At 65.4% G+C, this 25,877-nt stretch carries 26 protein-coding genes and 1 tRNA gene; 19 read left to right on the forward strand and 8 right to left on the reverse strand.

From position 1 onward, the window contains the following. The first annotated feature begins 62 nt into the window (after positions 1-62). The 3 genes from AC1DQR_RS26545 (at position 63) to AC1DQR_RS26555 (ending at position 3,147) form a co-directional block, all read left to right on the forward strand. Positions 63-2,114, forward strand: coding sequence for a VC_2705 family sodium/solute symporter (locus AC1DQR_RS26545; RefSeq protein ID WP_477134057.1), 2,052 nt, complete (start codon positions 63-65; stop codon positions 2,112-2,114). Between the two features lie 62 nt (positions 2,115-2,176). Further along, positions 2,177-2,266, forward strand: a tRNA-Ser gene (locus tag AC1DQR_RS26550). 500 nt (positions 2,267-2,766) lie between these two features. Next, positions 2,767-3,147, forward strand: a complete 381-nt coding sequence (locus AC1DQR_RS26555; RefSeq protein WP_416049158.1) for a DUF5594 family protein — start codon at positions 2,767-2,769, stop codon at positions 3,145-3,147. Positions 3,148-3,168: 21 nt separating this feature from the next. Here AC1DQR_RS26555 and AC1DQR_RS26560 read toward each other — a convergent pair whose 3' ends face one another. After that, on the reverse strand, positions 3,169-3,993 hold the full coding sequence (locus AC1DQR_RS26560; protein ID WP_416049157.1) for an IclR family transcriptional regulator: 825 nt from the start codon (positions 3,991-3,993) through the stop codon (positions 3,169-3,171). Next, entirely contained in the window at positions 3,993-4,775 is a 783-nt protein-coding gene (locus AC1DQR_RS26565) for an IclR family transcriptional regulator (RefSeq protein ID WP_416049156.1), read from the reverse strand. The genes AC1DQR_RS26560 and AC1DQR_RS26565 overlap by 1 nt, the downstream gene beginning before the upstream one ends. Positions 4,776-4,991: 216 nt before the next feature. On the opposite strand from AC1DQR_RS26565, the gene AC1DQR_RS26570 reads away from it, so the two are divergent. The 6 genes from AC1DQR_RS26570 to AC1DQR_RS26595 all read left to right on the forward strand — a co-directional run bounded on the left by AC1DQR_RS26570 (position 4,992) and on the right by AC1DQR_RS26595 (position 9,488). Beyond that, the gene (locus AC1DQR_RS26570; protein ID WP_416049155.1) at positions 4,992-6,149 is read left to right on the forward strand and encodes an acyl-CoA dehydrogenase family protein; all 1,158 of its coding nucleotides are present in this window, start codon (positions 4,992-4,994) and stop codon (positions 6,147-6,149) included. A 65-nt stretch (positions 6,150-6,214) separates the two neighbouring features. Next, on the forward strand, positions 6,215-7,192 hold the full coding sequence (locus AC1DQR_RS26575) for a Bug family tripartite tricarboxylate transporter substrate binding protein (RefSeq protein WP_416049154.1): 978 nt from the start codon (positions 6,215-6,217) through the stop codon (positions 7,190-7,192). A gap of 54 nt (positions 7,193-7,246) precedes the next feature. After that, positions 7,247-8,488: a CaiB/BaiF CoA transferase family protein gene (locus AC1DQR_RS26580; protein ID WP_477134058.1), complete on the forward strand. Its 1,242-nt coding sequence runs from the start codon at positions 7,247-7,249 to the stop codon at positions 8,486-8,488. An 82-nt stretch (positions 8,489-8,570) separates the two neighbouring features. Beyond that, positions 8,571-8,774, forward strand: coding sequence for a hypothetical protein (locus AC1DQR_RS26585; protein WP_043347764.1), 204 nt, complete (start codon positions 8,571-8,573; stop codon positions 8,772-8,774). Between the two features lie 89 nt (positions 8,775-8,863). Next, positions 8,864-9,085: a hypothetical protein gene (locus AC1DQR_RS26590; RefSeq protein WP_416049152.1), complete on the forward strand. Its 222-nt coding sequence runs from the start codon at positions 8,864-8,866 to the stop codon at positions 9,083-9,085. Positions 9,086-9,203: 118 nt separating this feature from the next. Then, complete coding sequence (locus AC1DQR_RS26595) at positions 9,204-9,488, forward strand: hypothetical protein (protein WP_043347757.1); 285 nt, start codon at positions 9,204-9,206, stop codon at positions 9,486-9,488. A 132-nt stretch (positions 9,489-9,620) separates the two neighbouring features. On the opposite strand, the gene AC1DQR_RS26600 is transcribed toward AC1DQR_RS26595, so the two are convergent. After that, a complete protein-coding gene (locus AC1DQR_RS26600; RefSeq protein ID WP_416049151.1) occupies positions 9,621-10,892 on the reverse strand; it encodes a serine hydrolase domain-containing protein in 1,272 nt (423 codons plus the stop codon). Positions 10,893-11,094: 202 nt separating this feature from the next. Here AC1DQR_RS26600 and AC1DQR_RS26605 point away from each other — a divergent pair, with 202 nt between their 5' ends. Both AC1DQR_RS26605 and AC1DQR_RS26610 read left to right on the forward strand, forming a co-directional pair. After that, a complete protein-coding gene (locus AC1DQR_RS26605) occupies positions 11,095-11,322 on the forward strand; it encodes a hypothetical protein (protein ID WP_416049150.1) in 228 nt (75 codons plus the stop codon). A 128-nt stretch (positions 11,323-11,450) separates the two neighbouring features. Further along, entirely contained in the window at positions 11,451-11,735 is a 285-nt protein-coding gene (locus tag AC1DQR_RS26610; protein WP_477134059.1) for a hypothetical protein, read from the forward strand. 527 nt (positions 11,736-12,262) lie between these two features. Here AC1DQR_RS26610 and AC1DQR_RS26615 read toward each other — a convergent pair. The 4 genes from AC1DQR_RS26615 to glpK all read right to left on the reverse strand — a co-directional run bounded on the left by AC1DQR_RS26615 (position 12,263) and on the right by glpK (position 16,510). Then, positions 12,263-12,649 (reverse strand): hypothetical protein, encoded by a 387-nt coding sequence (locus tag AC1DQR_RS26615; protein ID WP_043347745.1) that lies wholly within the window; start codon positions 12,647-12,649, stop codon positions 12,263-12,265. A 109-nt stretch (positions 12,650-12,758) separates the two neighbouring features. Further along, the gene (locus tag AC1DQR_RS26620; RefSeq protein ID WP_416049149.1) at positions 12,759-13,133 is read right to left on the reverse strand and encodes an MliC family protein; all 375 of its coding nucleotides are present in this window, start codon (positions 13,131-13,133) and stop codon (positions 12,759-12,761) included. A gap of 115 nt (positions 13,134-13,248) precedes the next feature. Next, a complete protein-coding gene (locus AC1DQR_RS26625) occupies positions 13,249-14,853 on the reverse strand; it encodes a glycerol-3-phosphate dehydrogenase/oxidase (protein WP_416049148.1) in 1,605 nt (534 codons plus the stop codon). 94 nt (positions 14,854-14,947) lie between these two features. After that, the gene (gene glpK / locus AC1DQR_RS26630; protein ID WP_416049147.1) at positions 14,948-16,510 is read right to left on the reverse strand and encodes a glycerol kinase GlpK; all 1,563 of its coding nucleotides are present in this window, start codon (positions 16,508-16,510) and stop codon (positions 14,948-14,950) included. A 78-nt stretch (positions 16,511-16,588) separates the two neighbouring features. On the opposite strand from glpK, the gene AC1DQR_RS26635 reads away from it, so the two are divergent. Together AC1DQR_RS26635 and purU are read left to right on the forward strand one after the other, a co-directional pair. Beyond that, entirely contained in the window at positions 16,589-17,455 is an 867-nt protein-coding gene (locus tag AC1DQR_RS26635) for an NUDIX hydrolase (protein ID WP_416049146.1), read from the forward strand. Positions 17,456-17,484: 29 nt separating this feature from the next. Then, positions 17,485-18,351, forward strand: a complete 867-nt coding sequence (gene purU, locus AC1DQR_RS26640; protein WP_416049145.1) for a formyltetrahydrofolate deformylase — start codon at positions 17,485-17,487, stop codon at positions 18,349-18,351. Positions 18,352-18,481: 130 nt separating this feature from the next. On the opposite strand, the gene AC1DQR_RS26645 is transcribed toward purU, so the two are convergent. After that, positions 18,482-19,249, reverse strand: a complete 768-nt coding sequence (locus AC1DQR_RS26645) for a DeoR/GlpR family DNA-binding transcription regulator (protein WP_150983211.1) — start codon at positions 19,247-19,249, stop codon at positions 18,482-18,484. A 156-nt stretch (positions 19,250-19,405) separates the two neighbouring features. Here AC1DQR_RS26645 and AC1DQR_RS26650 point away from each other — a divergent pair, with 156 nt between their 5' ends. The 6 genes from AC1DQR_RS26650 to AC1DQR_RS26675 all read left to right on the forward strand — a co-directional run bounded on the left by AC1DQR_RS26650 (position 19,406) and on the right by AC1DQR_RS26675 (position 25,529). Next, positions 19,406-20,506 (forward strand): ABC transporter ATP-binding protein, encoded by a 1,101-nt coding sequence (locus tag AC1DQR_RS26650; RefSeq protein WP_416049144.1) that lies wholly within the window; start codon positions 19,406-19,408, stop codon positions 20,504-20,506. Position 20,507: 1 nt separating this feature from the next. After that, a complete protein-coding gene (locus AC1DQR_RS26655) occupies positions 20,508-21,614 on the forward strand; it encodes an ABC transporter ATP-binding protein (RefSeq protein WP_416049143.1) in 1,107 nt (368 codons plus the stop codon). Between the two features lie 5 nt (positions 21,615-21,619). Beyond that, on the forward strand, positions 21,620-22,504 hold the full coding sequence (locus tag AC1DQR_RS26660; protein ID WP_416050359.1) for a carbohydrate ABC transporter permease: 885 nt from the start codon (positions 21,620-21,622) through the stop codon (positions 22,502-22,504). Then, positions 22,497-23,330, forward strand: a complete 834-nt coding sequence (locus AC1DQR_RS26665) for a carbohydrate ABC transporter permease (RefSeq protein WP_416049142.1) — start codon at positions 22,497-22,499, stop codon at positions 23,328-23,330. The genes AC1DQR_RS26660 and AC1DQR_RS26665 overlap by 8 nt, the downstream gene beginning before the upstream one ends. 12 nt (positions 23,331-23,342) lie before the next feature. After that, the gene (locus AC1DQR_RS26670; protein WP_043347723.1) at positions 23,343-23,651 is read left to right on the forward strand and encodes a DUF2160 domain-containing protein; all 309 of its coding nucleotides are present in this window, start codon (positions 23,343-23,345) and stop codon (positions 23,649-23,651) included. A 147-nt stretch (positions 23,652-23,798) separates the two neighbouring features. After that, positions 23,799-25,529, forward strand: coding sequence for an ABC transporter substrate-binding protein (locus tag AC1DQR_RS26675; protein ID WP_416050358.1), 1,731 nt, complete (start codon positions 23,799-23,801; stop codon positions 25,527-25,529). Positions 25,530-25,877: the final 348 nt, after the last annotated feature.

Below are 25,877 nucleotides of genomic sequence, written 5' to 3' on the forward strand. Positions count from 1 at the left end.
ACGTCTCGCGCGTGCCGGCAGGTTGCTTGCTCGCCCAACCCGGCTGCCCAACCACTGCTCCCATGCCTGATGAACAGTCGCGCTTTCGCCGACGGCTGCTGCTGTACTACGGCTTGTTCACGATAGGCCTGTTTGTCTTTATCGGCATGATGGGCCTGCTGGAGCATTCCAGCGGCGATGCCCTCTGGCTCGGTTACGTCTTCCTGTTCGTCACCATCGCCATCTATGCGTGCATCGGGCTGATCTGCCGCACCTCCGACCTCAATGAATACTATGTAGCTGGCCGGCGCGTGCCCGCGCTGTTCAACGGCATGGCGATCGCGGCCGACTGGATGAGTGCGGCATCCTTCATCGGCCTGGCCGGCATCCTGTTCGCCTCTGGCTATGAAGGCCTGGCCTACGTGATGGGCTGGACCGGCGGCTATTGCCTGGTCGCGTTCCTGCTCGCGCCCTACTTGCGCAAGTACGGCGGCTACACCATCCCCGACTTCCTCGCCGCACGCTATGGCAATGGCAAGCCCGGCGGCAACATGCCGGTGCGCGCGATCGCCGTGATGGCGGCATCGCTATGTTCCTTCGTGTATCTGGTGGCACAGATCCAGGGGGTAGGGCTGATTGTCACGCGCTTTATCGGCGTGGAGTTCGCCGTCGGCGTATTCTTCGGCCTGGCCGGCATCCTGGTGTGTTCCTTCCTTGGTGGCATGCGCGCGGTGACGTGGACCCAGGTCGCGCAATACATCATGCTGATCGCGGCCTTCCTGGTCACGGTCTCGATGATCGCGTGGAAGCATCATCACGAAGCGCTGCCGCAACTGAGCTACGGCACGCTGCTGCAGCAGCTCGACACGCGCGAGCGCAGCATCGAGCGCGATCCGGCCGAGCAGGCCGTGCGCGAGTACTACCGCCAGCAGGCCGTACAGATGCAGGACCGCATCTCGCGGCTGCCGCAATCGTTCGACGAGGAGCGCAATGCGCTGTCCGCGCGCTTGCAGGAGCTGCGCTTGCGTAACGCACCGCTGCGCGAGATCAAGACGGTGGAGCGCGAGCGGGTCGAGTTTCCGCGTGACATTGCCGCGGCCCAGCAGCAATGGAACCAGCAGCGCGAAGAAGCCCTGGCGCGCAGCCAGCCTTCCACGCCGTCGACCGAGCCCTATCCGTCGCCCTCGGAGGCGGAGCGCAAGACCAAACGGCTGAACTTCGTGTTGCTGGTGTTCTGCCTGATGCTGGGCACCGCCAGCCTGCCACATATCCTGACGCGGCTCTACACCACACCCTCGGTGAAGGAGTCGCGCAACTCGGTGGCGTGGGCGGTGTTCTTCATCGCGCTGCTCTACGTCTCCGCGCCCGCGCTGGCGGCGCTGGTCAAGTACGAGTTCTTCCAGCACCTGGTTGGCACGCCATACGCGGAACTGCCGCAGTGGGTAGTGCAGTGGCGCAAGGTCGACCCGCCGGTGTTCGGCATTCGCGATGTGAACGGCGACGGCATCGTGCAGTGGGCGGAGATCCTCATCCAGCCCGACATGATCGTGCTGGCCGCGCCGGAAATCGCGGGCTTGCCTTACGTGATCTCTGGCCTGGTTGCCGCGGGCGCGCTGGCGGCCGCGCTATCCACCGCCGACGGCCTGCTGCTCACCATTGCCAACGCGCTGTCGCACGACGTTTTCTATCACATGGTCGACCGCACGGCGAGTCACCAGCGGCGTGTCACGACAGCCAAGATCGTGCTGCTGGGCGTGGCGCTGTTTGCCTCTTACGTCACCTCGCTGCGGCCCGGCAATATTCTCTTTCTCGTCGGCGCGGCCTTCTCGCTGGCCGCGTCCAGTTTCTTCCCGGTGCTGGTGCTTGCGATCTTCTGGCGCCGCACCACGGCCGCGGGGGCGGTGGCAGGCATGGTGGCCGGACTCGGTGTGGCGGTCTACTATATCTTCGTCAACTACCCGTTCTTTACCCGCATGACCGGCATTTTCGGCAATCGCTGGTTCGGCGTGGACCCGATCGCTTCCGGCGCATTCGGCGTGCCCGCCGGCTTTGCCGTGGCCATCCTGGTCAGCCTGCTGACGCCGCGCAACGCCCCGGTGATTGACCGTCTCGTGACGTACTTGCGACGCGGATAGTGCCTTCGATCACGAAACACTAGATTTGCGAAACAACCCTCTGATATACTCGCGGACTTGCTGGAGAGATGGATGAGTGGTTTAAGTCGCACGCCTGGAAAGCGTGTATAGGTTAATACCTATCCGGGGTTCGAATCCCCGTCTCTCCGCCAGAACAACGGAAAAAGCCCTTGATATTCAAGGGCTTTTTCTATTTTCGGGGCAGATTCAGGGGCAGTGCGCGGGTCTTGCGCGCTGGCACGGGCGAACTCCCCACACATAAAAAAAGCACCTGTAGCAGGTGCTTTTTTTATTTCCCGCGGTTGAAGGGGGGGACCGAACCGGGTCGGCAAACTCATTGGGATCCGGTTCGGACTTGCAAGCCTAATCGGCTTGCTCGATCTCACTGCCATGTTGGCCAGAGGATCATCTGCCACTTACCTTCGCTTTGCTACTGCGTGTCTCAGTCGGCAGGACTTCAGTATAGGTCAGCAGAAGTCGGGGTCAACCTGCGTTTAATGGCGGGATGCTGGTGGCTCACATGGACGGTTTTTGCCGGCGGGCCATCGCGCTTGTGAGTTCTGCTGCACGTGGCGATCCGTGGGTGTTCCCCCATGCCGTCGCGGCAAACGCGCCGTGCTACGATCCATAAAAAATCGGGATGAGACACACAGTGAGCCAAGACATTGCAGCGCGTTTCAATGCGGAGTTCGCCCCGCGGATTGCGCAGACGATCGCGGATTTGTTCAAGCGCCGCATTCACGTCGAGGTGGTGCCGGACGAGAGGCCTGGCCGCGCAGCGCGCGTCCGCCTTTCCGGCGAGCCGTTCGATGAGCCGCGGCGGTTCGCGCAGCAGTTGAACGTCTACCTGTCGTGGGACGGCCTCGAGGTGGAAGCGCTGTTCGCCGCCGGTGGCGCGGAAAAATTCGAACACTATCTCGCGGCCCTGCCGGGCAAGATGCGCGCGTGGCAAACGCCCCGGCAGATCGATTTCGGGACGCGCTCGCAGGCAGACCCTAGCGTGCTGCTTGGCGGGCTGGATTTCGAGCATTGAGGCTGAGCTGTTCGGGCGTACTCACCGCATCCCCTGCAGCCTTTCCACGTTTCGCACCAGATCCATCAGCCCCGGCGCGACTTCCCGCTCGCGTGCGGCGAATGGCTTGGCTTGTGCCGATACCCCGCAGTTGAAGATCAGCCATTGCGAATCCACCGGCCGGAACAGCGGCACGGCAAAGGCATGGACATCGCTGCGCCATTCGCCACGGTTCACGCAGTAGCCCTTGGCCTCGAAATCCTGCCGCAGGCGCAAGAGCTGTGGCTGGAAGCGCAGGAAGGCATCGGGGTCTTGGAGGCGCAGGCGATTGAGCACGCTTTCACGCGCTTCGGCGGGCGCCTTGCATAGCCAGGCCTTGCCGATGGCGGTGGTGAGCATGGGCAGCGCGGCCCCGATGTCCGGCGTCACAATAAGGCTGTCGGTGGAGCGGGCGGTCTCCACATAGATCATCTGCGTGCGGTCGCGCATGCCTAGCGATACCGCGCCGCCGACGCGGTCGGCGAGCTCTTTCATCAACGGCCGGGCGATCTGGCGGATATGCATGCTGGCTAGCAGCGGATAGCCGAGCGAGAGCACGGGCGCGCCGAGCCGGTACTTGGCCTGCGCGGCGTCGCGCCGCAGGTAGCCGAGCACGGTCAGCGTGTGCGTGAGCCTTGCCACGGCTGATCTCGACTGGCCGGTGCGTTGTGCAAACTCCTTGTTGCCGAGCAGGGATTCGCCAGGGCGGTAGGCCAGCAGGATATCGATGCCGTGCGCGAGCGTGGTGGCGAACTGGCGATCGCCGGTGTCGCGCTCGTCGGCTACGGGCGTGCCGCGCGATCTGCCGGGTGGGGGCGCCGATGCCATCACGCGATCCCCAACGACGCTTCCACGCGCCGCACCATCCGCAGCAGGCGCGGCCCCATTTCGCGTTCGAGCTTTCGTGGTGTCATCCTGCCGCCTGGCACCCCGCAATTGAAGACCAGCACCTCGCCGTCGATCTCGGCACGCATCGGCACGGCCACGGCATGCACGTCGCGCTGCCATTCCCCGCGCGACAGGCAGAAGCCGAGCGTGGCGAAATCGTGCGCCGCGGCTTCCAGCGCGGCGGCGTGCGCTTGCCATTGCGCGGCATCGCTGGCGCGTAGCGCCGCCAGCACCGGCTCGCGCTCGTCGGGGGATGCCTGGCACAGCCAGGCGCGTCCGATGGCGGTGGGGAGCATGGGCAGCGATGCGCCGATATCGGGCCGAAAGGCGATGGCGTCGTGCCCGCGGCTGGTTTCCACGTAGACCATTTGCAGCCGGTCGCGCAGGCCGAGCGAGACCGAGCCGCCCACTTCGTCGGCGAGCTGCTTCATCAGCGGGCGCGCAAGCTGCCTGACCTTGAGGCTGGCCAGCAGCGGGTAGCCAAGCGAGAGCGCAGTGGAGCCCAGCCGGTAGCGGCGCAGATCGGTGTCGTAGAGCAATAGGCCGCGTGCCGCCAGCGTATATGTCAGACGGCTGATGGTGGCCTTGGACAGCCCGGTGCGCTCCGCCAGCTGCTTGTTGCTCATGACCGGTTCTCCCACGCGAAAGCACTGCAGCAGTGCCAGGCCGTGCGCCAGCGTGGTGGCGAAGGCGGGGTCCGGATGATGGGGGCGGGGCGGCATCTGGCGTGAGAGAAAAGCGGTTCAAAGGCGGTTCAAAGGCGGCATATGGGCTGCATCGCAGGGCCGAAGTACGCATCCATCATAGCCATTGCCGGGCATTCCGGGCACGCCTCGTGTTCAAGATAGCGAAACATCGATCCGCTTTTCAGGCACGGGTTGCTACGCTGGTTTCCACGCAGCCGATCCCGGCCGCACTTACCGGATGGAGCAAGACTGATGATCAGGGAACCGGACGCCTTTCAAGCCTTCCTGGCCGAATTGCGGCGTTTCGTGCGCGAGCGGCTGGTGCCGCGCGAGGCCGAGGTGGCCGCGCTCGATGCCATACCCGAAGCGCTGGTAAAGGAAATGGCCGAGCTGGGCTTGTTCGGCTTTTCGATTCCCGAGGCGTACGGCGGCGCCGGCATGACAACCGAGGAACTCGTGCTGGCGGCGCTGGAGTTGTCACAGTGCTCGGTGGCCTTCCGCGCGCGGGTGGGCACCAATACCGGCATTGGCTCGGAAGCGCTTGTGGCGGATGGCACGCCCGAGCAAAAGCGCCGCTACCTGCCTTTGCTCGCCAGTGGCGAGCTGACCGGCTCGTTCGCGCTGACCGAGCCGGAGGCCGGCTCGGATGCCACGGCGCTGACGACTTCCGCGCGGCGCGACGGCGACCACTATGTGCTCAACGGCACCAAGTGCTTCATCACCAATGCGCCCATTGCTGGCTTGTTCACCGTGATGGCGCGTACCGATCCCGCGCGTAGCGGGGCGGCCGGCATCTCGGCGTTTATCGTGGAGCGCGGCACGCCGGGCCTGACCACAGGGCAGCCGTATCGCAAGATGGGGCAAGAGGGCTCGCCGGTCTCGGAGGTGCACTTTAACGATTGCCGCGTGCCCGGCGCCAACCTGATCGGAGGCGAGGAAGGGCAGGGATTTCGCACGGCGATGAAGGTGCTCAACAAGCAGCGCATCCATCTGGCGGCGCTGTGCACGGGGCCGGCCATCCGCATGCTGGACGAAGCGATCCGCTTCGTCACCGGGCGCCAGCAGTTCGGCCAGCCGCTGGCGGAGTTCCAGCTGGTGCAGGCGATGATCGCCGATTGCCAGACCGAGATCTTTGCTGCGCGCGCGCTGATCATGGAAACGGCGCGCCAGCGCGATCGCGGCGAAGACGTGACCATGCAGGCCTCGATGTGCAAGTACTTCGCCTCCGAGATGTGCGGGCGCGTGGCGGATCGCTGCGTGCAGATGTTTGGCGGCTACGGCTATATCGCGGACTTCGGCATCGAGCGCTTCTATCGCGACGTACGCTTGTTCCGCCTGTACGAAGGCACCAGCCAGATCCACCAGCTCAATATCGCCAAGCGCACGCTGGCGCAGGCTGCGGCGAGCTGATCACGAAAGCGCAGAACAGCCGCCGGCCAACTTGCCAGGCGGCGTCATTCCGTCAAGGAGACACCATGTTGAAGACCTTGCTTGCCGCGGGCTCCGTCCTGCTGACCCTGCTTGGGCATGCGCAGCCGGCGCTGGCCGATGCAAGCTATCCCGCCAAAGTGATCCGCCTGGTCGTGCCGTTCCCGCCGGGTGGGTCCACCGACACGCTGGCGCGCTTGCTGGCCGAGCAATTGAAGGAGGAACTCGGCCAGACCGTGGTGGTTGAGAACAAGGCAGGCGCTGGCGGCAATATCGGCGGCGATGCGGTGGCCAAGGCTGCCCCCGATGGCTACACGCTGCTGCTGGCCGCGGCCGGTCCCACGGTGATCAACCCCAGTCTTTACGCGCGCATGTCCTATGACCCCCTGCGAGACCTAGCACCGGTCACGATGCTGGCGCGCGAGCACAACCTGATGGCGGTCAACCCGTCGGTGCCCGCGCACAACCTCAAGGAGTTCATCGCCTATGCCAAGAGCAAGCCCGGGCAGCTCAGCTTTGGCTCGCCCGGCAACGGCACCACGGCGCAACTCGCGGGCGAGTTGCTGAACCAGTCCGCCGGCATCAAGCTGCAGCACGTGCCCTACAAGGGCAGCGGCCCCGCGGTGGCCGACCTGATCGCCGGGCATATCACGCTGATGATCGACAACATGCCGGCGTTGCTGCCGTTTGTGCAATCGGGCCGCCTGCGTGCCCTGGCGGTGGCCAGCGACAAGCGCGCCAGCGCCTTGCCCGATGTGCCGACGGTCGAGGAGGCCGGGCTCAGGGGCTATGTGGTGACCGCGTGGAAGGGGCTGATGGCGCCGGCTGGCACGCCGCGCCCGATCATTGCCAAGCTGCATGATGCGACAGCGAAGATCCTGGCCAAGCCGCAGATTCGCAAACGCCTGGTGGACCTCGGTGCGGAGCCGGTAGGCAACACGCCCGAGCAGTTCGCCGCATTGATCCGCAGCGATACGGCGTGGTGGGCCGCGCTGGTGAAGTCGACTGGCACCACGCTCGACTAAGCAGGCTGCCCTGAGCCAATTTCCATCACACCAGAATATCGCCCCGGGACCCGCATGAACCACATGGATCAAGACGCGTGCGCCGCGCAGCAGAATGGACCGCTCGCCGGCGTGCGCATTCTCGACATGGCCACGGTAGTCGCCGCGCCATTTGCCAGCACGCTGTGCGCAGACATGGGCGCGGAAGTCGTCAAGCTCGAGTTGTCCGATGGCACCGATCCGCTGCGCGGGCTCGCGCCGGTGAAGGGCAAGCTGCCGCTGTACTGGAAGGTCACCAATCGCGGCAAGCGCGGCATCACGCTGGATGTGCGCAAGCCGGAAGGACGCGCGCTGTTTCTCAAGATGCTGCCGCGGTTCGATGTGCTGGTAGAGAATTTCCGCACCGGCACGCTGGACCGCTGGGGCCTCGACGCCGAGACCTTGCGCGCGGCCAATCCGCGCCTGACGATCCTGCGCCTGACCGGCTTTGGCCAGACCGGGCCGTATGCGGGGCGAGCCGGCTTTGCGCGCGTGTTCGAGGCGATGAGCGGGTTCACCAACCTGGCGGGCGATCCGTCGGGCTCGCCGATGCACATGAACTATCCGATGGGCGACATGGTGGCCGGGCTGTTCGGCGCGTTCTCAATCGCAGCCGCCGTGGCCGACAACCGGCGCGCGCACGCACATGGCAACGAGGCGCGTGGCCGCGAGATCGACCTGTCCGCCACCGAGGCACTGTTCCGCCTGCTGGAGCCGCTGGCCGTGGAGTACGAGCAACTGGGGCAGGTGCGCCAGCGCGCGGGCAATCGCGCCACCTACACCGCGCCATCGAATATGTACGCTACCGCGGACGGGCACTGGGTTTCGCTCGTGGCGTCATCGGACCCGATCTTTCGCCGGCTCTGCCATGCCATCGGCAAACCTGCCATGGCCGACGATCCGCGCTATGCCAGCAACCCGGCGCGCGTGCGCCATCTCGATACGCTCGACGCCATCGTCAAGACCTGGTTTGCCGCGCATGTTTATGAAGCCGTGGCGCGGGCGCTGGGCGCGCACGAGATCCCGTTCAGCAAGATCTTCACCATTGTCGATATCCTGGAGGATCCGCATTTCCAGGCACGCGGCGCGGTCGTCCGCCTGCCCGACCCCGATCTCGGCTCGATTCCCGCACCCTGCATGGTGCCGAGGTTTTCCGGCCATGCGCCACCGGCACCTCGCAGCGGCCCCGCGGTGGGCGAGCACAACGCGGCGTTTTACGCCGAGCTTGGCCTGACGCCGGCCGATCTGGAAACGCTGCGCGAACTGCAGGTGGTCTGACAAGCGCGGCGTGCCGGCGCTGCGGCAGCCTCATGCGCAACTCGTGCTACAGTGGCCTGATCCGATTCTCCGGAGGAGCATCATGGCTAAGGATTCCACGCCGCATCTTCAGGCAATTGTCCAGACAGCGCCGCAGGCCGGGCGCTATGTGTGGGTGATCACGCTGGTCGACTTCGCTGCGCAGATGGTCAAGCGCACCATTGTTTCGGACGATACCTTCACCACCTCGGACGCGGCGCGCGTGGCTGGCGACGCGCAGCTCAAGGCGATGGCGGCGGATAAGTAGCCGCTACGCGCACGATGGGAAGGCGCAGCATTGGCACTGTCGGCGCGCAGCGGCCCGCCTGCTGACTGCATGTGCAAGGTGCGGGAGCGATGATGAGCATGTGCGAGGCCTGTGCGCAGATACGGCCCGGCTCGACCGGTGGCACGGGGCATCCCCGGCTGCTGCTGACGGATACGCAGCGCATCAAGCCGCGTGGCCAGCCCGCGATCACCTTTGCCACCTACACCTGTGCCGATTGCGGCTGCCGCTGGCGCCATGAGAGCGACAAGAACGGCAAGGGGCCGGGTTGGTCGATACAGCCGGCAGGCTGACGCGGCCTGAATTTGCCTGAAAGCATTCCCGCCACTGCCTGGCAACAGGGCGGGGCGAATCCGTGGCGGTGCGGCGCCGGCCGCATCCACCCATCCATCATCGACAGGGGAGCGCAAGTTGGACACTGGACCTTTCACCCGCTACAAAGGCTTCGATCTCTACCCGCTGATCTATCGTCACCAGGCGGAACGTACCTGGCCCGAGCGCCGGCCGGATCGCAGCTTCAACGCGTCGGTGGTGATCTGCCGCGAAGGGCATGAGCCGGGGACCGAGCGCTCGCGCGTGTTTCGCCTCAGCGCCGCACCCTGGGACAATATCGGCACCGCGCGCCGCGGCGCCGTGAAGTTCGGCGAGGACATCATCAACGGCCTGGTGCCGGGCGAGTCCGTTGCTGCGCTGTAGGGCGCTGTAGGGCGCTGTAGGGCGCTGTGGGGCGCTGTGGGGCGCCTTGGGGGGGGCGGTCAGTCGCGGCAGGCACGCCAGCCGCGGTGGCAGCGGGCGGCCACCGCGGCGCTTCATCACGGCGCTATGACGTCATGGGATCATGGCGCTGTACACCGTGTTCCTGAACCACGCGCGGTAATACTCGCGCTGCCCCGGCGCCTGCATCATCCAGATCGCCACGGTCTTTTCCTTCGGGTCGACCCAGAAGTAGGTGCCCCCGACCCCGCCCCAGTAGTAGTCCCCGACCGATCCCGGCGTGGCCGATTCGCCGGTGCCCGTGCGTGTGCCGAACCCCAGGCCAAAGCCATAGCCCGGCCCCGGCAGGTAGGCCGCGCCGCGCGCCAGGGAACGGGCACCCACGATGCCAAGGTGGTCGGCCGTCATGTAGGCGACCGTCTTGGGCGATAGCAGGCGCACCCCGTCGATCTCGCCGCCATTGAGCAGCATCTGGGCAAAGCGGAAGTAGTCGGCCGCGGTCGAAACCAGGCCGCCGCCGCCCGATTCAAGCTTCGGGGCGCGGCGTACGTCGATCAGCCCGACCGGCACCTTGCTGTCGGGATCGACGGCAAAGGGCTCCGCTATGCGGCCTTGCTGTGCCGGCGGAACCCAGAAGCCGGTGTCCTTCATCTGCAATGGCGTAAAGATCCGCTGCTGCAGATGCGTGGCCAGCGTCTGGCCCGACACGCGCTCGAGCAGCGCGCCCAAGACATCGGTGGAGCGGCTGTATTCCCAAGTGGTGCCGGGCTGGAACTGCAGGGGCACCTTGGCCAGACGCGCGATGAACTCGGCATTGCTTTGCTCGGTGGCATCCACGTCCAGCCGCTTGTATTCCTCCTTGACAAGCGACTTGCCGAACACGCCGTAGGTCAGGCCAGACGTGTGGCGCAGCAGGTCCTGCACGGTCATTTCGCGCTGGGCGGGCACCAGTTCCAGCACGGGCTTGCCGGCAGCGTCGGTCTTCTCCATGCCAACGCGCAGGTCCTTGAGCTCGGGCAGGTACTTCGACACCGGGTCGGCCAATTGGATGCGGCCGTCCTCGACCATCATCATGACTGCCACCGAGACGATCGGCTTGCTCATCGAGTAGATGCGGAAAATCGAGTCCGGGCGCATCGGCACCTTGCCCGCCGCGTCCTGCCAGCCAATGGTCTGCGTGTTGACGATGCTGCCGTTGCGGGCCACCAGGTAGACGGCGCCGGGAATGCGCCCTTGCGCGACATCGGCACGCACGCGTGCGCTCATGCTGTCCAGTTGCGTGGCGGAGAAGCCGGTCGTGAGCGGTGCGGTATTTTGCGTGTTGGCCGGGGCCGCGCAGGCGGCAAGCAGTGCGACCGCCAGCGCTGGCAAAGTGCTACGTATCATTTGTCTCATCCTTTGTCTTATCGTTGTCTTGGCAATGTCTTATCGATGCAGCATCGGTGTGGCACCGATGTGGCATCGGGAAGGGCTCGATTGCGGCAAAAGCAAGGTGATCATCGCATGCAGGTTGGTGCGCGTGAATCGAGGCTCACCCGAATCGGGCCGCGCGCCATGCTACGATCCCGACAAATCATCGGAGGTGAAGATGTCAAAACACGTGTTCACTCGCAGCCAGTACCTGGCCATCCTCAATGAAAGCCTGAAGAACGACCCGAGGTGGAAGCCAGGCATGGCCTTTGTCTTTCATCCGCTGGGCGCGGACGAAGCCAGCGCGACCGGTGTCGGATGCACCGGCCCCGACGACGTGCTTCCCGTCTATGCGGAGATCGAGCGGGTGGCGGCGGATCTGATCGAGGTGAGGGAGGCGCGGTAGGGGGCTGGCGTGGAGGCGCCACGCAGTGCCGGCCAGGCATGCATCGCGTCATGTGCACGACGGAAAGGCGGGCTCTCCCGCCGACCTGCGTACAATACCGCCCCAGACAGACTCTAGCGGAACAAGCCGTGAAAAAGACCGACCTCGAAAAGAACAAAGCGTTGAAGCTCGCAAACAGCCTGAAGCTGTCCGCCGCAGTCCGTGCCGGCCGTGATACCGGCCCGGCCAAGGTCGATCGCCGCGAACAGCGCCGGCTCGATCAGGAACAAGGCCTGGTGCCGTTTGCGTGCAAGCTGGATGCCGAACTGGTGAAGCGCCTGCAGGCACTGGCACCGGCACATGCCGGTGGCATGAGCGGCCTGCTGAAAGAAGCGCTGGAACGCGGCCTGTCGCAGGAAGACGCGGCAGCCTGATCGCGGCGCGCTGGGCCGGGTGGGCATGAAGCACTGATTTGTGCCTTTTTGTCCACGCAAACGGTGTGGTGCGCAGGGCCGTAGCAAACAGAAGCAAGCAAAACGCCCGCTGGGTTTCAGCGGGCGTTTTGCTTTTGTCTTTGCTTTTGAGGGGGGTATTCAGGGGGGGGCGGATGCCGTTCCTGTGTGAGCGAGGGCAAAACCTCAATGCACGAACAGCCAGATCAGCAGCAATACAAAGGCGGGGACACCGAGCAGCCAGGCGAGAATGTAGGGCATGATTTCCTTCCTTTCCTATCTGTTTTCCACGGTTCCACTATAGGCACGGCCGTTTTCGCACGGTGTCCGGCGGTTTCCGCTTGCGGTGTAGGACTGGGCTGACGGGGGCGGGGGAGGGAAAGACTCGGGGCAGTGCGGTTGCCCGCGGCGAGGCACGCCAGGGCGGAGGGAACGGAGCGGCCGCGGGGACCGCTCCAGGGGATCACAGCCTTATGGCCGTCATCCCTTCGGGGTGGAGCAAAGGGCGCTCAGTCCTCTTCGCCTTCTTCCGAATCGAGGAAATCGCGGCGAAGCATCCAGTTTTCGATGGCTTCGTCGCAGATCTTCTTGAGCTTTTGCTTCTCCGGCACTTTGTCGAACAGCTCAAAGTTCACCAGCGCGATGCCGGCGTCGGAGATGTAGAACAGGCGGCCGGGCTCGTCGTAATGCACGATGCGCCCGTCGATGCCGCTTTCCTCGCTGTCGACCGGCATGTCTTCCAGTTCGACCACCCGGCAGGTGAAGCGGGGTGCGCGGGTGTGGGTCAGATATTCAAATTCGTCATGCATGACCTCGCCGCCCTTGGGCGTAAAGATCGCGAAGCCCCAGATAAAGCGGGGCATCGGCAGATCGGACAGATCATCAATCTCGTCCATGGTGTTCTCCCTGATTCGATAACCCGCATTATCGCTCGCCCAGGGCGCAAGCACCAAAATGTTCTGGCGATGACCTGCTCGGGCGCTGCTCAGGCACCGCTCCGGAGCCCTATTTCGCCGCTTGGCAGTTGGCGTAGGCCGGCGGCGCGCTCTCGCCCTTGGTCACGTCCTGCAGCATGCCTTCGTCGCCCTTGGTGATCCACACATAGGCACCATGCGCATAGCGGGCGCCCGAGCCGGTCAGCACGCTGACAAAGAGCAGCGGCTTGCCATCCAGCCGCAGGATGGCGATCTGGTTGTCGGTGCTGTTGAAATAGCGCGCCGTGACCTGCTTGCCGTCGTCGCACTGGTAGCGCACGGTACGGGGCAGGTCGAAGCGCACGCCGTCGATGCCGGGCTTGGCCATGGCGGGGGCAACGGCCAGCCCGATGGCGGCGGCGATGGCGCAGGTCGTGCAGCGATGCACGGGCGAACGAAGAGGCATCTGGTTTCCTTGTTGGCTAGCTCGGTAGCAAGACGCTGATGAGGCGGCCCAGGTCGTGGCTGGCGTATTCCCCGCGGGATGCGCGGCCGGGTGGCATCCCTGCCGCGGGGGTTGCTCAGGCCAGCATATAGCCGCTTGCGAGCTCTCGGAAGCTGGCTACCTCGGCCGCTTGCCAGGCGGCGTCGTGCCCGTGCTCCTCGGCCAGGATCTCGGCCACCCGCGGCGCTGCCGCGCTCGCGGCGCTGGCTTCCAGAAACAGGGCGCGATTGCGGCGCGCCAACACGTCCTCGACTCGCCGAGCCAGTTCGAAACGCGCGGCAAAGCGCACATGGGCGGCGGTCAACCCGGCGCCGGGCACCAGTATTTCGTCGTTGCCGGGCAGCGTGTGCAGCATGCCGACCTCGTTGCCGTAGTAACGGTCCGGCGAACCGCTGCCGGGGGCGGGCAGGTTAGCGGGCAAGCCTTGCGCGCCGTGCAGCGGCAGATCCGCTGTCACGCAGGGCGCGGCCGGCAGCATCTGGCGCTGGATGGCCGTGCCCACCACGTCCTCGGCCATCTTGCGGTAGGTGGTCCACTTGCCGCCGGTGACGGTGATCAGGCCGGCCTTGGACACCAGGATGGTGTGCTCGCGCGAGAGCGAGGCGGTGGAGGCTTCGCCGGTGGCCTTGACCAGCGGGCGCAGGCCGGCCCAGACGCTGGTCACGTCGGCGCGGGTTGGCGCGCGCGACAGGTAGCGCGTGGCGGTCTCCAGGATGAAATCGACATCGTCGGCGCCGGCGCGCGGCTCCAGCGGCAGGTCCTTGCGCGGCGTATCGGTGGTGCCGATGATGGTGTGGCCGTTCCAGGGCACGACGAAGAGCACGCGGCCGTCATCGGTCTTGGGAATCAGGATGGCACGGTCGCCGGGCAGGAAGCTGCGCGGCAAGGTCAGGTGCACGCCCTGGCTGGGGGCCACCATGCTGCGGGCCTGGCCGTCTTCCATCTGGCGCACGGCATCGACCCACACGCCGGTGGCGTTGATCACGCAGGACGCCTTCAGGTCGAAGCTGGCGTCGCCCAGCACGTCCTTCACGGTAACGCCGTCGATTACCCCGTTGCGCTGCGACAGCCCGCTCACGCGCAGGTAGTTGATGGCCGTGCCGCCCACGTCGAACAGCGTGCGCATCAGGGCGATGGCCAGGCGGGCGTCGTCGAACTGCCCGTCGAAATACAGGTTGCCGCCGCGCAGGGGCCGCCCGCCCACGTGTTCGGCCAGGGTCGGCGCCGCCGCCAGGGTTTCGCGGTGGTTGAGCCAGCGGCTGCCGGACAGGTTGAGGCCGCCGGCCAGCATGTCGTATAGCTTCAGGCCGATGCCGTAGAAGGGCTGGTCGAACAACTGATAGGCCGGCACCACGAAGCCGAGCGGCCATACCAGGTGCGGCGCGTTGCGGGCCAGCAGGCCGCGCTCATGCAGCGCCTCGCGCACCAGGCTGATATTGCCCTGCGCGAGGTAGCGCACGCCGCCGTGAACCAGCTTGGTGGCCTTGCTGGAGGTGCCCTTGGCAAAGTCGGCGGCTTCCACCAGCAGCGTGCGGTAGCCGCGCGAGGCGGCGTCCACCGCCGTGCCCAGGCCGGTGGCGCCGCCGCCGATGACGATGACATCCCACTTCGGCTCGCGCTCGAGGGTGGCGAGCAGGGTGGCGCGGTCGGGCGGCAGGATGGGGGTGTGCAGTGTCTGCATGATTCCTTGTTTGGTGCGAATGCGTGTCGCGGTGTTGCTTGTCTTTACTTTTGCATTTGCCTTGTGCGGCTTGTGCGCTGCGCTCGGCCCGCGCTCAACTTGTCGAGTGCGGTGGCGCGCAATCTTCCCGCGCCCAGTCGCGTGCGCGCTCTACCGCGCGATGCCAGCGCCAGAGCCGGTACGCGCGCGCGTCGGCGCTAAGGTTGGGCTCGAAGCGATGCTCCACCTGCCACTGGCTGGCGATCTCGTCCTCGCCGCTCCAGTAGCCGGTGGCCAGTCCCGCCAGGTAGGCCGCGCCAAGCGCGGTGGTCTCGGTCACGCGCGGGCGAACCACGGCCGTGCCAAGCAGGTCGGCCTGCATCTGCATCAGCAGGTCGCTGCGCGATGCGCCACCGTCCACACGCAGTTCGGCCAGCGAAATGCCGGCATCCTTCTGCATGGCGTCCAGCACGTCCACGCTCTGCAGCGCGATCGACTCCAGCGCGGCGCGGGCAATGTGCGCTCGTCCGGTGCCGCGGGTCAGGCCGACCAGCGTGCCGCGCGCGAACGGATCCCAGTGCGGCGCGCCCAGGCCGGCAAAGGCCGGCACCAGCACCACGCCTTCGGTGTCGTCGCACTGGCGCGCCAGCGGCTCCACCTCGGGCGCGCTGTTGATGATCTGCAGCCCGTCGCGCAGCCACTGGATGGTGGCGCCGCCCATGAACACGCCGCCTTCCAGGCAATACTGCGTGCGGCTGGCGGGCGGCGTGGTGCCGCCCAGTTGCCAGCCAATGGTGGTGAGCAGGCGATTGTGCGAAGTGACCGGCTGCGATCCCGTGTTCATCAGCAGGAAGCAGCCCGTGCCGTAGGTATTCTTGGCCATGCCCGGGGACAGGCAGGCCTGGCCGTAGGTGGCGGCCTGCTGGTCCCCGGCGATGCCGGCAATGGGGATCTCCGCGCCGAACAGCCGCAACGCCGTGCGCGCCACCTCGCCGCTGGAGGGCACCACCTCGGGCAACAAGCTGCGCGGGATGTCCAGCAGGTCGAGCAGGTCATCATCCCACTGGAAGGTGTGGATGTTGAACAGCATCGTGCGCGACGCGTTGGAGACATCGGTGACATGGCGCTTGCCGTCCGTCAGCTGCCAGATCAGCCAGCTGTCGACCGTGCCGAACGCCAGCTCGCCACGCGCCGCGCGTTCGCGCGCGCCCTCGGTGTTGTCGAGCATCCAGCGCAGCTTGGTGCCGGAGAAATAGGCGTCGATGATCAGGCCGGTCTTGTCGCGGAACAGCTCGCCGTGGCCGTCGGCCTGCAGCGCCTCGCACATCGGCGCGGTGCGGCGGTCCTGCCAGACCAGCGCGCGGCCGATGGGCTCGCCGGTCTGGCGGTCCCACAGCACGGTGGTCTCGCGCTGGTTGGTGATGCCGATGGCGCTCACCTGGCTGGCCGCGACGCCGGCGTCGTTCAGCACCTCGTGCGCCACCGCCAGCTGCGACTGCCAGATCTCGTAGGGATCGTGCTCGACGTGGCCGGGGTGCGGGTAATATTGGCGGAATTCGCGCTGCGCGACCCGCGCCACGTTGCCGGCGTGATCGAACAGGATCGCGCGCGAGCTGCTGGTGCCCTGGTCGAGCGCCAGCACGAATTGCGGCAGGCCCGAAGGCTGGGTTTGCTTCATGCGTCTTGTCCTGGATTGACTGCTATTACCACTACATTAACCATTGCAGGCGTGCCTTGCCGGCCGCCGGGATCCTTCATGTCCGATATCTTGGCCGATAGCGCCAGCCAGAACCCCGTCGTATCCCGCGTTGCCGCCTCGCTGGCGGCGCGCAGCCGTTTCGATGCCGGCGCGCATTTGCGGCTGACCGTGGCAGGCCGCCAGGTGGGCTGGCTGCCGCGCGCGCATGCGCAGATCCTGCGCGCGCAGGATACGGTGCCGGGCGTGCTGGGCGAGCCGCGGGGTGGCAGCGTGGCGCTGCTGCCGGACTGCGGCGATGCTTGCACGCGCAGCGCGGCGCTGAAGGTGCTGGCGCACTGGCTGGCGGATGCCGGCCATGTGCGCGGCTGGCGCGACGAACTGTTCGCCGTCACGCCGGAACTCGCGGCGCCGGCCTTCGCGGTGATCGAGCGCGCAGCTGCGCGCTTTCTCGGGCTGCTGACCTTTGCCTCGCACATGAACGGCGTCATTGCCGGCGCGCGTGCGCTCTGGATTTCACGGCGCAGCGCCGCCAAGGCGGTCGACCCCGGCATGTGGGACAACCTGGTGGCTGGTGGCATGCCGCACGGCAGTGATCCGCTTGCCACGCTGGTGCGCGAGTGCGACGAGGAGTCAGGCATTGCGCCCGTGCTGGCGCAACGCGCCGAGGCGCATGGCGTGATCGAAGTGCTGCGTGAAATCCCCGAGGGCGTGCAGTGGGAGGCCGTGTACGTGTACGACCTGTTGCTGCCGCCGGATTTCGTGCCGCATAACCGCGACGGGGAGGTGGCCGAGCACCGCCGTATCGAGCCGGAGGCATTGCTTGCTATCATGGCGGATGGCGCCATGACGGTCGACGCGACCCTGGTGACGCTGGATGCGCTCAATCGCCGTGGCTGGAGCGCCCCCGGCATCCCCCGCCCTTGATCGGCGCGCACTAGACAAAACCACACACGATGAGCAATACCGGATTCATTCTCACCATTTCTTGCCCGGATCAGCCGGGCATCGTCCATGCCGTCTCGGGCCTGCTGTTCCAGCACGGCTGCAATATCGTCGACTCCGACCAGTACGGCGATGAGTTCACCGGCCGCTTCTTCATGCGGGTGCATTTCACGCCGGCCGCTGGCGGCCCGGACCTGGCCACGCTGAAGACCGCGTTCGCGCCGATCGGCGATCAGTTCGCCATGCAGTGGGACCTGTTCGATGCCAGCGTCAAGCCGCGCGTGATGATCATGGTGTCGAAGATCGGCCATTGCCTGAACGATCTGCTGTTCCGCGCCAAGGCCAGCGGCCTGCCGGTGGAGATCGCCGCCATCGTGTCGAACCACCGCGATTTCTACCAGCTTGCCGCGTCGTACGATATCCCGTTTTTCCACCTGCCGATGATGAACGCCTCGGCTGAGCAGAAGACCGCGCAAGAGAACAAGGTGTTCGAGATCGTGCGCGAGCAGAACATCGACCTGGTGGTGCTGGCCCGCTACATGCAGGTGCTGTCCGACGACCTGTGCCGCAAGCTGGCCGGCCGCGCCATCAATATCCATCACTCGTTCCTGCCCAGCTTCAAGGGCGCCAAGCCTTACTATCAGGCGCACGACCGTGGCGTGAAGCTGATCGGCGCGACTGCCCACTACGTGACCGCGGCGCTGGACGAAGGCCCGATCATCGAGCAGGAAATCGAGCGCGTGGACCACAGCATGGATCCCGAGCAGCTCACCGCGGTGGGGCGTGACGTGGAGTGCGTGGCGCTGGCGCGTGCCGTCAAATGGCATGCCGAGCACCGCATCCTGCTCAACGGCCACAAGACCGTCGTCTTCAAGTAAGACCTCCGGCAAGTAGTCCTTAAGCAAGCCACTAGGCAATCCACTAAGCAAGCCCTTCACCAGGTGCCAGGCGCCAGTCGCGCCGGCACCGCCTCGCCCGCAGGGGAGCCGGCGCCGTGGCAGGCCGCTCTCAGGCCTGCGCGACCACACAGCGCACTCCGCTTTCTTCCAGCATGCTCTCGAATGGCGGCTTCAACGGCTCATCGGTGAAGAGCCGGTCGATCTCCGAGACGTGCGCCAGTTCCACCATGGCCTGCCGGTTGAATTTGCTGGCGTCCGCCGCCAGCCAGACTTCGCGCGAATGCTCGATGATGGTCCGCGCTACCTTCACTTCGCGAAAATCGTAATCGCGCAGCGTGCCGTCGGCCTCGATGCCCGAGATGCCGATCAGGCCGATATCCACCTTGAACTGGCTGATGAACTCCACCGTGGCCTCGCCCACGATGCCGCGGTCGCGCGAGCGCAGCACGCCGCCGGCGACGATCACTTCGCAATCGGGGTTGTCGGCCAGGATGCTCGCCACGTTCAGGTTGTTGGTGATCACGCGCAGGCCGCGGTGATGCATGAGCTCGCGCGCGATTTCCTCGACCGTGGTGCCTATATTCAGGATCAGCGAGCAACCCTCGGGCACGGCGCTGGCCACTGCGCGCGCAATGCGGGCCTTGCCCTCGGCATTGAGCCCCTGGCGCTGCCGATAGGCGATGTTCTCCACCGTGGAGCCCTCCACCCGCACGCCGCCGTGAAAGCGCGCCAGCATGCCGCCTTCAGCCAGCAGGTTGACGTCCCGGCGCACGGTCTGCAGGGTCACCCCGAACTTGCGGGCAAGCTCGTCGATGGAAGCGAAGCCCTGGCTGCGAACCTCTTCCAGCAGGGCGGTCTGGCGTGGATTTAGCGTCATGCCGGCATTCTAGTTCAAACACAAACGAAAACAAATGATGCGGTGCATGATTGTTTTATTTTCGTTTTTGCTCTAAAACGAGCGGGAAGCAAGGATTTGTGCGTTTGCATCATTGCGTTATATGTGATGTATGTGGCATTCGGAATCGGAGACTCGATGCAGCTCAGATTGGAAGGCATCGCCCAGCAAGCAGGCTCGCAGGCGTATCTATATCCCATGTCGCTGACGCCCGTGCCGGGCGCGGTGACCATCCTGCTAGGTGCCACCCAGGCCGGCAAGACTTCGCTGATGCGGGTCATGGCGGGGTTGGACCGGCCTAGTGCCGGCCGTGTCGAGGTGGACGGCATCGACGTGACCGGCATGCCGGTGCGGGAGCGCAACGTCTCGATGGTCTACCAGCAGTTCATCAACTACCCGTCGATGACCGTCTTCGACAATATTGCTTCGCCGCTCAAACTGCGGCGTTCCAAGGATATCGATGGACAGGTGAGGGCGCTGGCCACCCGCCTGCATATCGAACACCTGCTCGAGCGCTTTCCCGCCGAGCTCTCCGGCGGGCAGCAGCAGCGCGTGGCGCTGGCACGCGCGCTGGCCAAGGGCGCGCCGCTGATGCTGCTCGACGAGCCCCTGGTCAACCTGGACTACAAGCTGCGCGAAGAGCTGCGCGAGGAACTCACCCAGCTTTTCGCGCATGGCAATGCCACCGTGATCTATGCCACCACGGAGCCGGCCGAAGCGCTGTTGCTGGGCGGCTATACCGCGGTGCTGGATGCCGGCGAGCTGTTGCAGTACGGGCCCACGCCAGAGGTCTTCCACTATCCCGCCTCGCTGCGCGTGGCGCGTGCTTTCAGCGATCCCCCCATGAACCTGATGGCCGGCAACCTGCTGGCCGGCGCGGTCACGTTGCCCGGCGGCGTCGTGGTCCCCTTGCCCGGGGCAGTGGAACAAGGCGGCACGGTAACGGTCGGGGTGCGGGCCGGTGCGCTGCGCCTGGACGCCGTGCCCGGCTCGGTGCCGGTGGCGGGCCGGGTGGCGCTGGCCGAGCTGTCCGGGTCGGACACCTTCGTGCACATGGATTCCCCGGTCGGCAACCTGGTGGCGCAGTTTCCGGGGGTGGTCGACCTGGAACTGGGCGCGCCGCTCACGCTGCACCTGGATCCAGCGCAGCTCTACCTGTTCGACGCCGACGGCATGCGCATGCATGCGCCCAGCCGGCCGTTGAAGGTCGCCCCCGCCACTGCCGAGCTGGGAGCCTGAGATGACACGCATCGACCTCGACCTGTCCCATTCATACCGGCCCGATCCGCAAGCGGACGAGGACTACGCGCTGCTGCCGCTGAAGTTCACGTTCAATGACGGCGGCGCCTACGCCTTGCTCGGGCCCTCCGGCTGCGGCAAGACCACCTTGCTCAATTGCATTTCCGGCTTGCAGCGTCCATCGCACGGCACTGTCTCCTTCGATGGCCGCGACGTGACCGCAGCCACGCCGCAAGCGCGCAACATTGCCCAGGTGTTCCAGTTCCCGGTGATCTACGACACCATGACGGTGGGCGAAAATCTGGCCTTCCCGCTACGCAACCGCGGCGTGCCCGCGGCCCAGGTGAAGGAGCGCGTAGGCCGCGTGGCCGAGATGCTGGACCTGTCCGCGTCGCTGGACCGGCGCGCCAGCGGGCTGGCGGCCGACGCCAAGCAGAAGATCTCGCTCGGGCGGGGCCTGGTGCGCCAGGACGTGTCGGCCATCCTGTTCGACGAGCCGCTGACCGTGATCGATCCGCACCTGAAATGGCAGTTGCGCCGCAAGCTCAAGGAGATTCACCACGAGTTCCGGCTGACGCTGATCTACGTCACGCATGACCAGACCGAGGCGCTCACCTTTGCCGACCAGGTGGTGGTGATGTCGCGCGGCAGGGCGGTGCAGGTGGGGCCGGCCGATGCGCTGTTCGAGCGCCCGGCGCATACCTTCGTTGGCAACTTCATCGGCTCGCCGGGCATGAACTTCCTGGCAGGGGCATGGCGCGATGGCGCCATCGAAATTGCCGGGCGGCGCTATATGCCGGAATTCGCGCCCACCGTCGCCGCGGCCTTGCAGGCGGCCGGCAGCTTCAAGGTCGGCGTGCGCCCCGAGTACCTGCGCCTGGCCGCAAGCACCGATCCGCAGGCCGTGCCCGCACGCGTGGAGCGCGCGCAGGACATTGGCACCTACTGGCTCGTCACCGCCACCGTGCAGGATGCCAGCGGCCACGCTGCTACCGTGCGCGGCCGGCTCGGCAACGAGGGCGCGGCGCTGCGGGCGGGCGAGACCGTGTGGCTATCCGTGTTCAACCGTCATACCTGTTACTACGTCAACGAGGAGCTGGTGGCATGAGCACGCTGAAGCCCGTCAACCAGAAGGCCTGGCTGCTGGTCATCCCGGTGGTCCTGTGCGTGGCGTTCTCCGCCATCCTGCCGCTGATGACCATCGTCAATTACTCCGTGCAGGACATCATCTCGCCCGAGCGGCGCGTGTTCGTCGGCACCGAGTGGTTCCGCACCGTGCTGCGCGACGGCGAGCTGCACGACGCGCTGCTGCGTCAGCTCGGCTTTTCGCTGGCGGTGCTGGCGGTGGAGATCCCGCTGGGCATCCTGCTGGCGCTGTCGATGCCGGCCAAGGGGGTGAAGGCGTCGGCGGTGCTGGTGGTGATCGCGCTGTCGCTGCTGATTCCATGGAACGTCGTGGGCACGATCTGGCAGATCTTCGGGCGCACCGATATCGGCTTGCTCGGAGCGGCGCTTGCCGGCATGGGCTTTGCCTACAACTACACCGGCAGCGCGGTAGACGCCTGGTTCACGGTGCTGGTGATGGACGTGTGGCACTGGACGCCGCTGGTGGCGCTGCTGTGCTACGCCGGCTTGCGCGCGATTCCCGACGCGTACTACCAGGCCGCGCAGATCGACGGTGCCTCGCGCCTGGCGGTGTTCCGCTACATCCAGCTGCCCAAGCTGCGTGGCGTGCTGATGATCGCGGTGCTGCTGCGCTTCATGGACAGCTTCATGATCTACACCGAGCCCTTCGTGCTGACCGGCGGCGGGCCTGGCAACGCGACCACGTTCCTGTCGCAATACCTGACGCAAAAGGCCGTGGGCCAGTTCGACCTGGGCCCGGCCGCGGCATTCTCGATCGTCTACTTCCTGATCATCTTGCTCACGTGTTTCATTCTCTACAACTGGATGCAGCGCGCGGGCACCGTCGGCAGCGAGGACATGCCCAATGCGTGAAGCCAAACGTGAAGCCAAGCAAAGCGCCACTTACTGGCGTGCAGTCTTCCTGGTGGTGTACCTGGTCTTCGCCATCCTGCCGATCTACTGGATGCTGAACATGTCGTTCAAGTCCAACGAGGAGATCGTTTCCACGCTGTCGCTGTGGCCAAACGAATTCACGCTGGAGCACTACAAGACCATTTTCACCGATCCGTCCTGGTACTCGGGCTACATCAACTCGATGATCTACGTGGCGATGAACACGGTGATCTCGATCACGGTGGCGCTGCCCGCGGCCTATGCCTTCTCGCGCTACCGGTTTATCGGCGACAAGCACGTCTTCTTCTGGCTGCTGACCAATCGCATGACGCCGCCGGCAGTGTTCCTGCTGCCGTTCTTCCAGCTTTACACCACCATTGGCCTGATGGACACGCACCTGGGCGTGGCGCTGGCGCACCTGGTGTTCAACGTGCCGCTGGCGGTGTGGATCCTGGAGGGCTTCATGTCCGGCGTGCCGCGCGAAATCGACGAGACGGCCTATGTGGATGGCTATTCCTTCCCGCGCTTCTTCGTCACCATCTTCCTGCCGCTGATCAAGGCCGGCGTGGGCGTGGCCGCTTTCTTCTGCTTCATGTTCAGCTGGGTGGAGCTGCTGCTGGCGCGCACGCTGACCTCGGTCAACGCCAAGCCGATCGTTGCCACCATGACGCGCACGGTGTCGGCCTCCGGCATGGATTGGGGCGTGCTGGCCGCGGCCGGCGTGCTCACCATCGTGCCCGGCGGCATCGTGATCTGGTTTGTGCGGCACTACATCGCGAAAGGCTTCGCGATGGGCCGCGTGTAAGGAGAGGATGCCATGTTCAGCTGGATGGTATGGACCACGCCGGTGGCCGTGTTTTTCATCAGCGTCGCGGTGATGCTGGTTGGCATGACGATGTGGGAGACGCGCGCCCCCACCATGGAGCGCAAGGGCTTCCTGCCCATCGCCACCACCCGCGGCGACCGCCTGTTCATCGGCCTGATGTGTGCGGCGTGGATCAACCTCGCGTGGGTGGGCCTGGGCGAGAAGATGATGGCGTGGTTCTCGCTGGCGGAGGAGCCTTCGATCTGGATCAGCCTGGTGCTGTCCATGCTTGCGCTGGGCCTGGTGATGCGCAAAGGCTGAGCGGCATGCGGATCGCGCACCTGAGCCGACAAGAATAAAGCGACGGATTTTTCGTCAATGGGCGTAGCGGCCTGCACCTTCCCCGGACCGCGACCCAGACAAAGAGCAGGGAGGGGGATTCTCGAGGAGACGTTCATGAAGGTGCACGTGAAATTGGGTATGACGGCGCTGGCCTGCGCAGCGGCGCTCGCTTGCGGCCACGCCGCTTGGGCAGGCGAGGCCGAGGCCAAGAAGTGGGTCGACAGCGAGTTCCAGCCGTCGTCGCTCGCCAAGGACAAGCAGCTCGCTGAAATGAAGTGGTTCATGGACGCTGCCGCCAAGCTCAAGGCGAAAGGCGTGACGCAGATCAGCGTGGTCTCGGAAACCATCACGACCCACGAGTACGAATCCAAGACGCTGGCCAAGGCCTTCGAGGAAATCACCGGCATCCAGGTCAAGCACGACATCATCCAGGAAGGCGATGTGGTGGAGAAGCTGCAGACCTCGATGCAGTCCGGCAAGTCGATCTATGACGGCTGGATCTCCGACTCCGACCTGATCGGCACGCACTATCGCTACGGCGCCATCCTGCCGCTGTCCGACTATATGAGCGGCGCCGGCAAGGAGTGGACCAATCCCGGGCTGGACGTGAAGGATTTCATCGGCACCAAGTTCACCACCGCGCCGGACGGCAAGCTCTACCAGCTGCCCGACCAGCAGTTCGCCAACCTGTACTGGTTCCGTGCCGACTGGTTCGCGCGCAAGGACCTGCAGGACAAGTTCAAGGCCAAGTACGGCTATGACCTGGGCGTGCCCACCAACTGGTCGGCCTATGAAGACATCGCCAACTTCTTCTCCAACGATGTCAAGGAACTCGACGGCAAGAAGGTCTACGGTCATATGGACTACGGCAAGAAGGATCCATCGCTCGGCTGGCGCTTTACCGACGCCTGGCTGTCGATGGCCGGGTCGGCCGACAAGGGCCTGCCGAACGGCATGCCGGTGGACGAATGGGGCATCCGCGTTGGCGCTGACAAGTGCACGCCGGAAGGAGCATCGGTCTCGCGCGGTGGCGCCACCAACAGCCCGGCCGCGGTCTATGCGCTCACCAAGTACATCGACTGGATGAAGAAGTACGCGCCGCCGCAGGCCATGGGCATGACCTTCTCCGAAGCTGGCCCGGTGCCGGCGCAAGGACAGGTGGCGCAGCAGATCTTCTGGTACACGGCCTTCACCGCCGACATGACCAAGAAGGGGCTGCCGGTGGTCAATGCGGACGGCACGCCGAAATGGCGCATGGCGCCATCGCCTTATGGCCCGTACTGGAAACAGGGCATGCAGAACGGCTACCAGGACGTGGGGTCTTGGACCTTCTTCAAGAACACCGATCCCAACCGCCTCGCGGCGGCCTGGCTCTACGCGCAGTTCGTGACGTCCAAGACGGTATCGCTGAAGAAGTCGCTCACCGGCCTGACCTTTATCCGCGACAGCGACATCCATCACGAATACCTTACCAAGAACGCGGCCCAGTACGGCGGCCTGATCGAGTTCTATCGCAGCCCGGCGCGGGTGGCGTGGACGCCCACCGGCACCAACGTGCCCGACTACCCCAAGCTGGCCCAGCTTTGGTGGAAGAACGTGGCGACTGCTGTGACCGCTGAGAAGACGCCGCAGGCCGCGATGGACAATCTGGCCGAGGAAATGGACCAGGTGATGGGGCGGTTGCAACGCGCCGGCATGACGAACTGCGCGCCCAAGCTCAACCCCAAGAGCGATCCCGCCAAGTGGCTGTCCGACGACCACGCGCCCTGGAAGAAGCTGGCCAACGAGAAGCCGAAGGGCGAGACCATCGCCTATGACAAGTTGTTGCAGGCGTGGAAGGAAGGGAAGGTGCGGTAAGCGTCATTCTCGATGGCGTAGCGGACGGTGGCCCTGTGCCACCGTTTTTTCTTCTGGGATTTGTGATGCGCTATCGACATGGGCGATCTCCTGAAAAACCTCTTGACTGTCTATCTACCAGTAGATAATATTCAGCACATGGAAGCCGCTGCTCCGCCCCAGCAAGAAAGCTGAAGCAGGAAAGAGGATCCAGCGCATTACCCGGGGAATTCCCGTTTTTTTTGGCCGGCTTATCTATCTACTAGTAGATAACAGGCAAGAGAAGCGAAGGGTTCCAAAGCGTACCGATTCGATTCCGCCCAAGCGCGGGTCCTCAAATGCAAATGGAGAACATCATGACCTCGAACC

This window comes from Cupriavidus sp. 05L411, assembly GCF_056398045.1.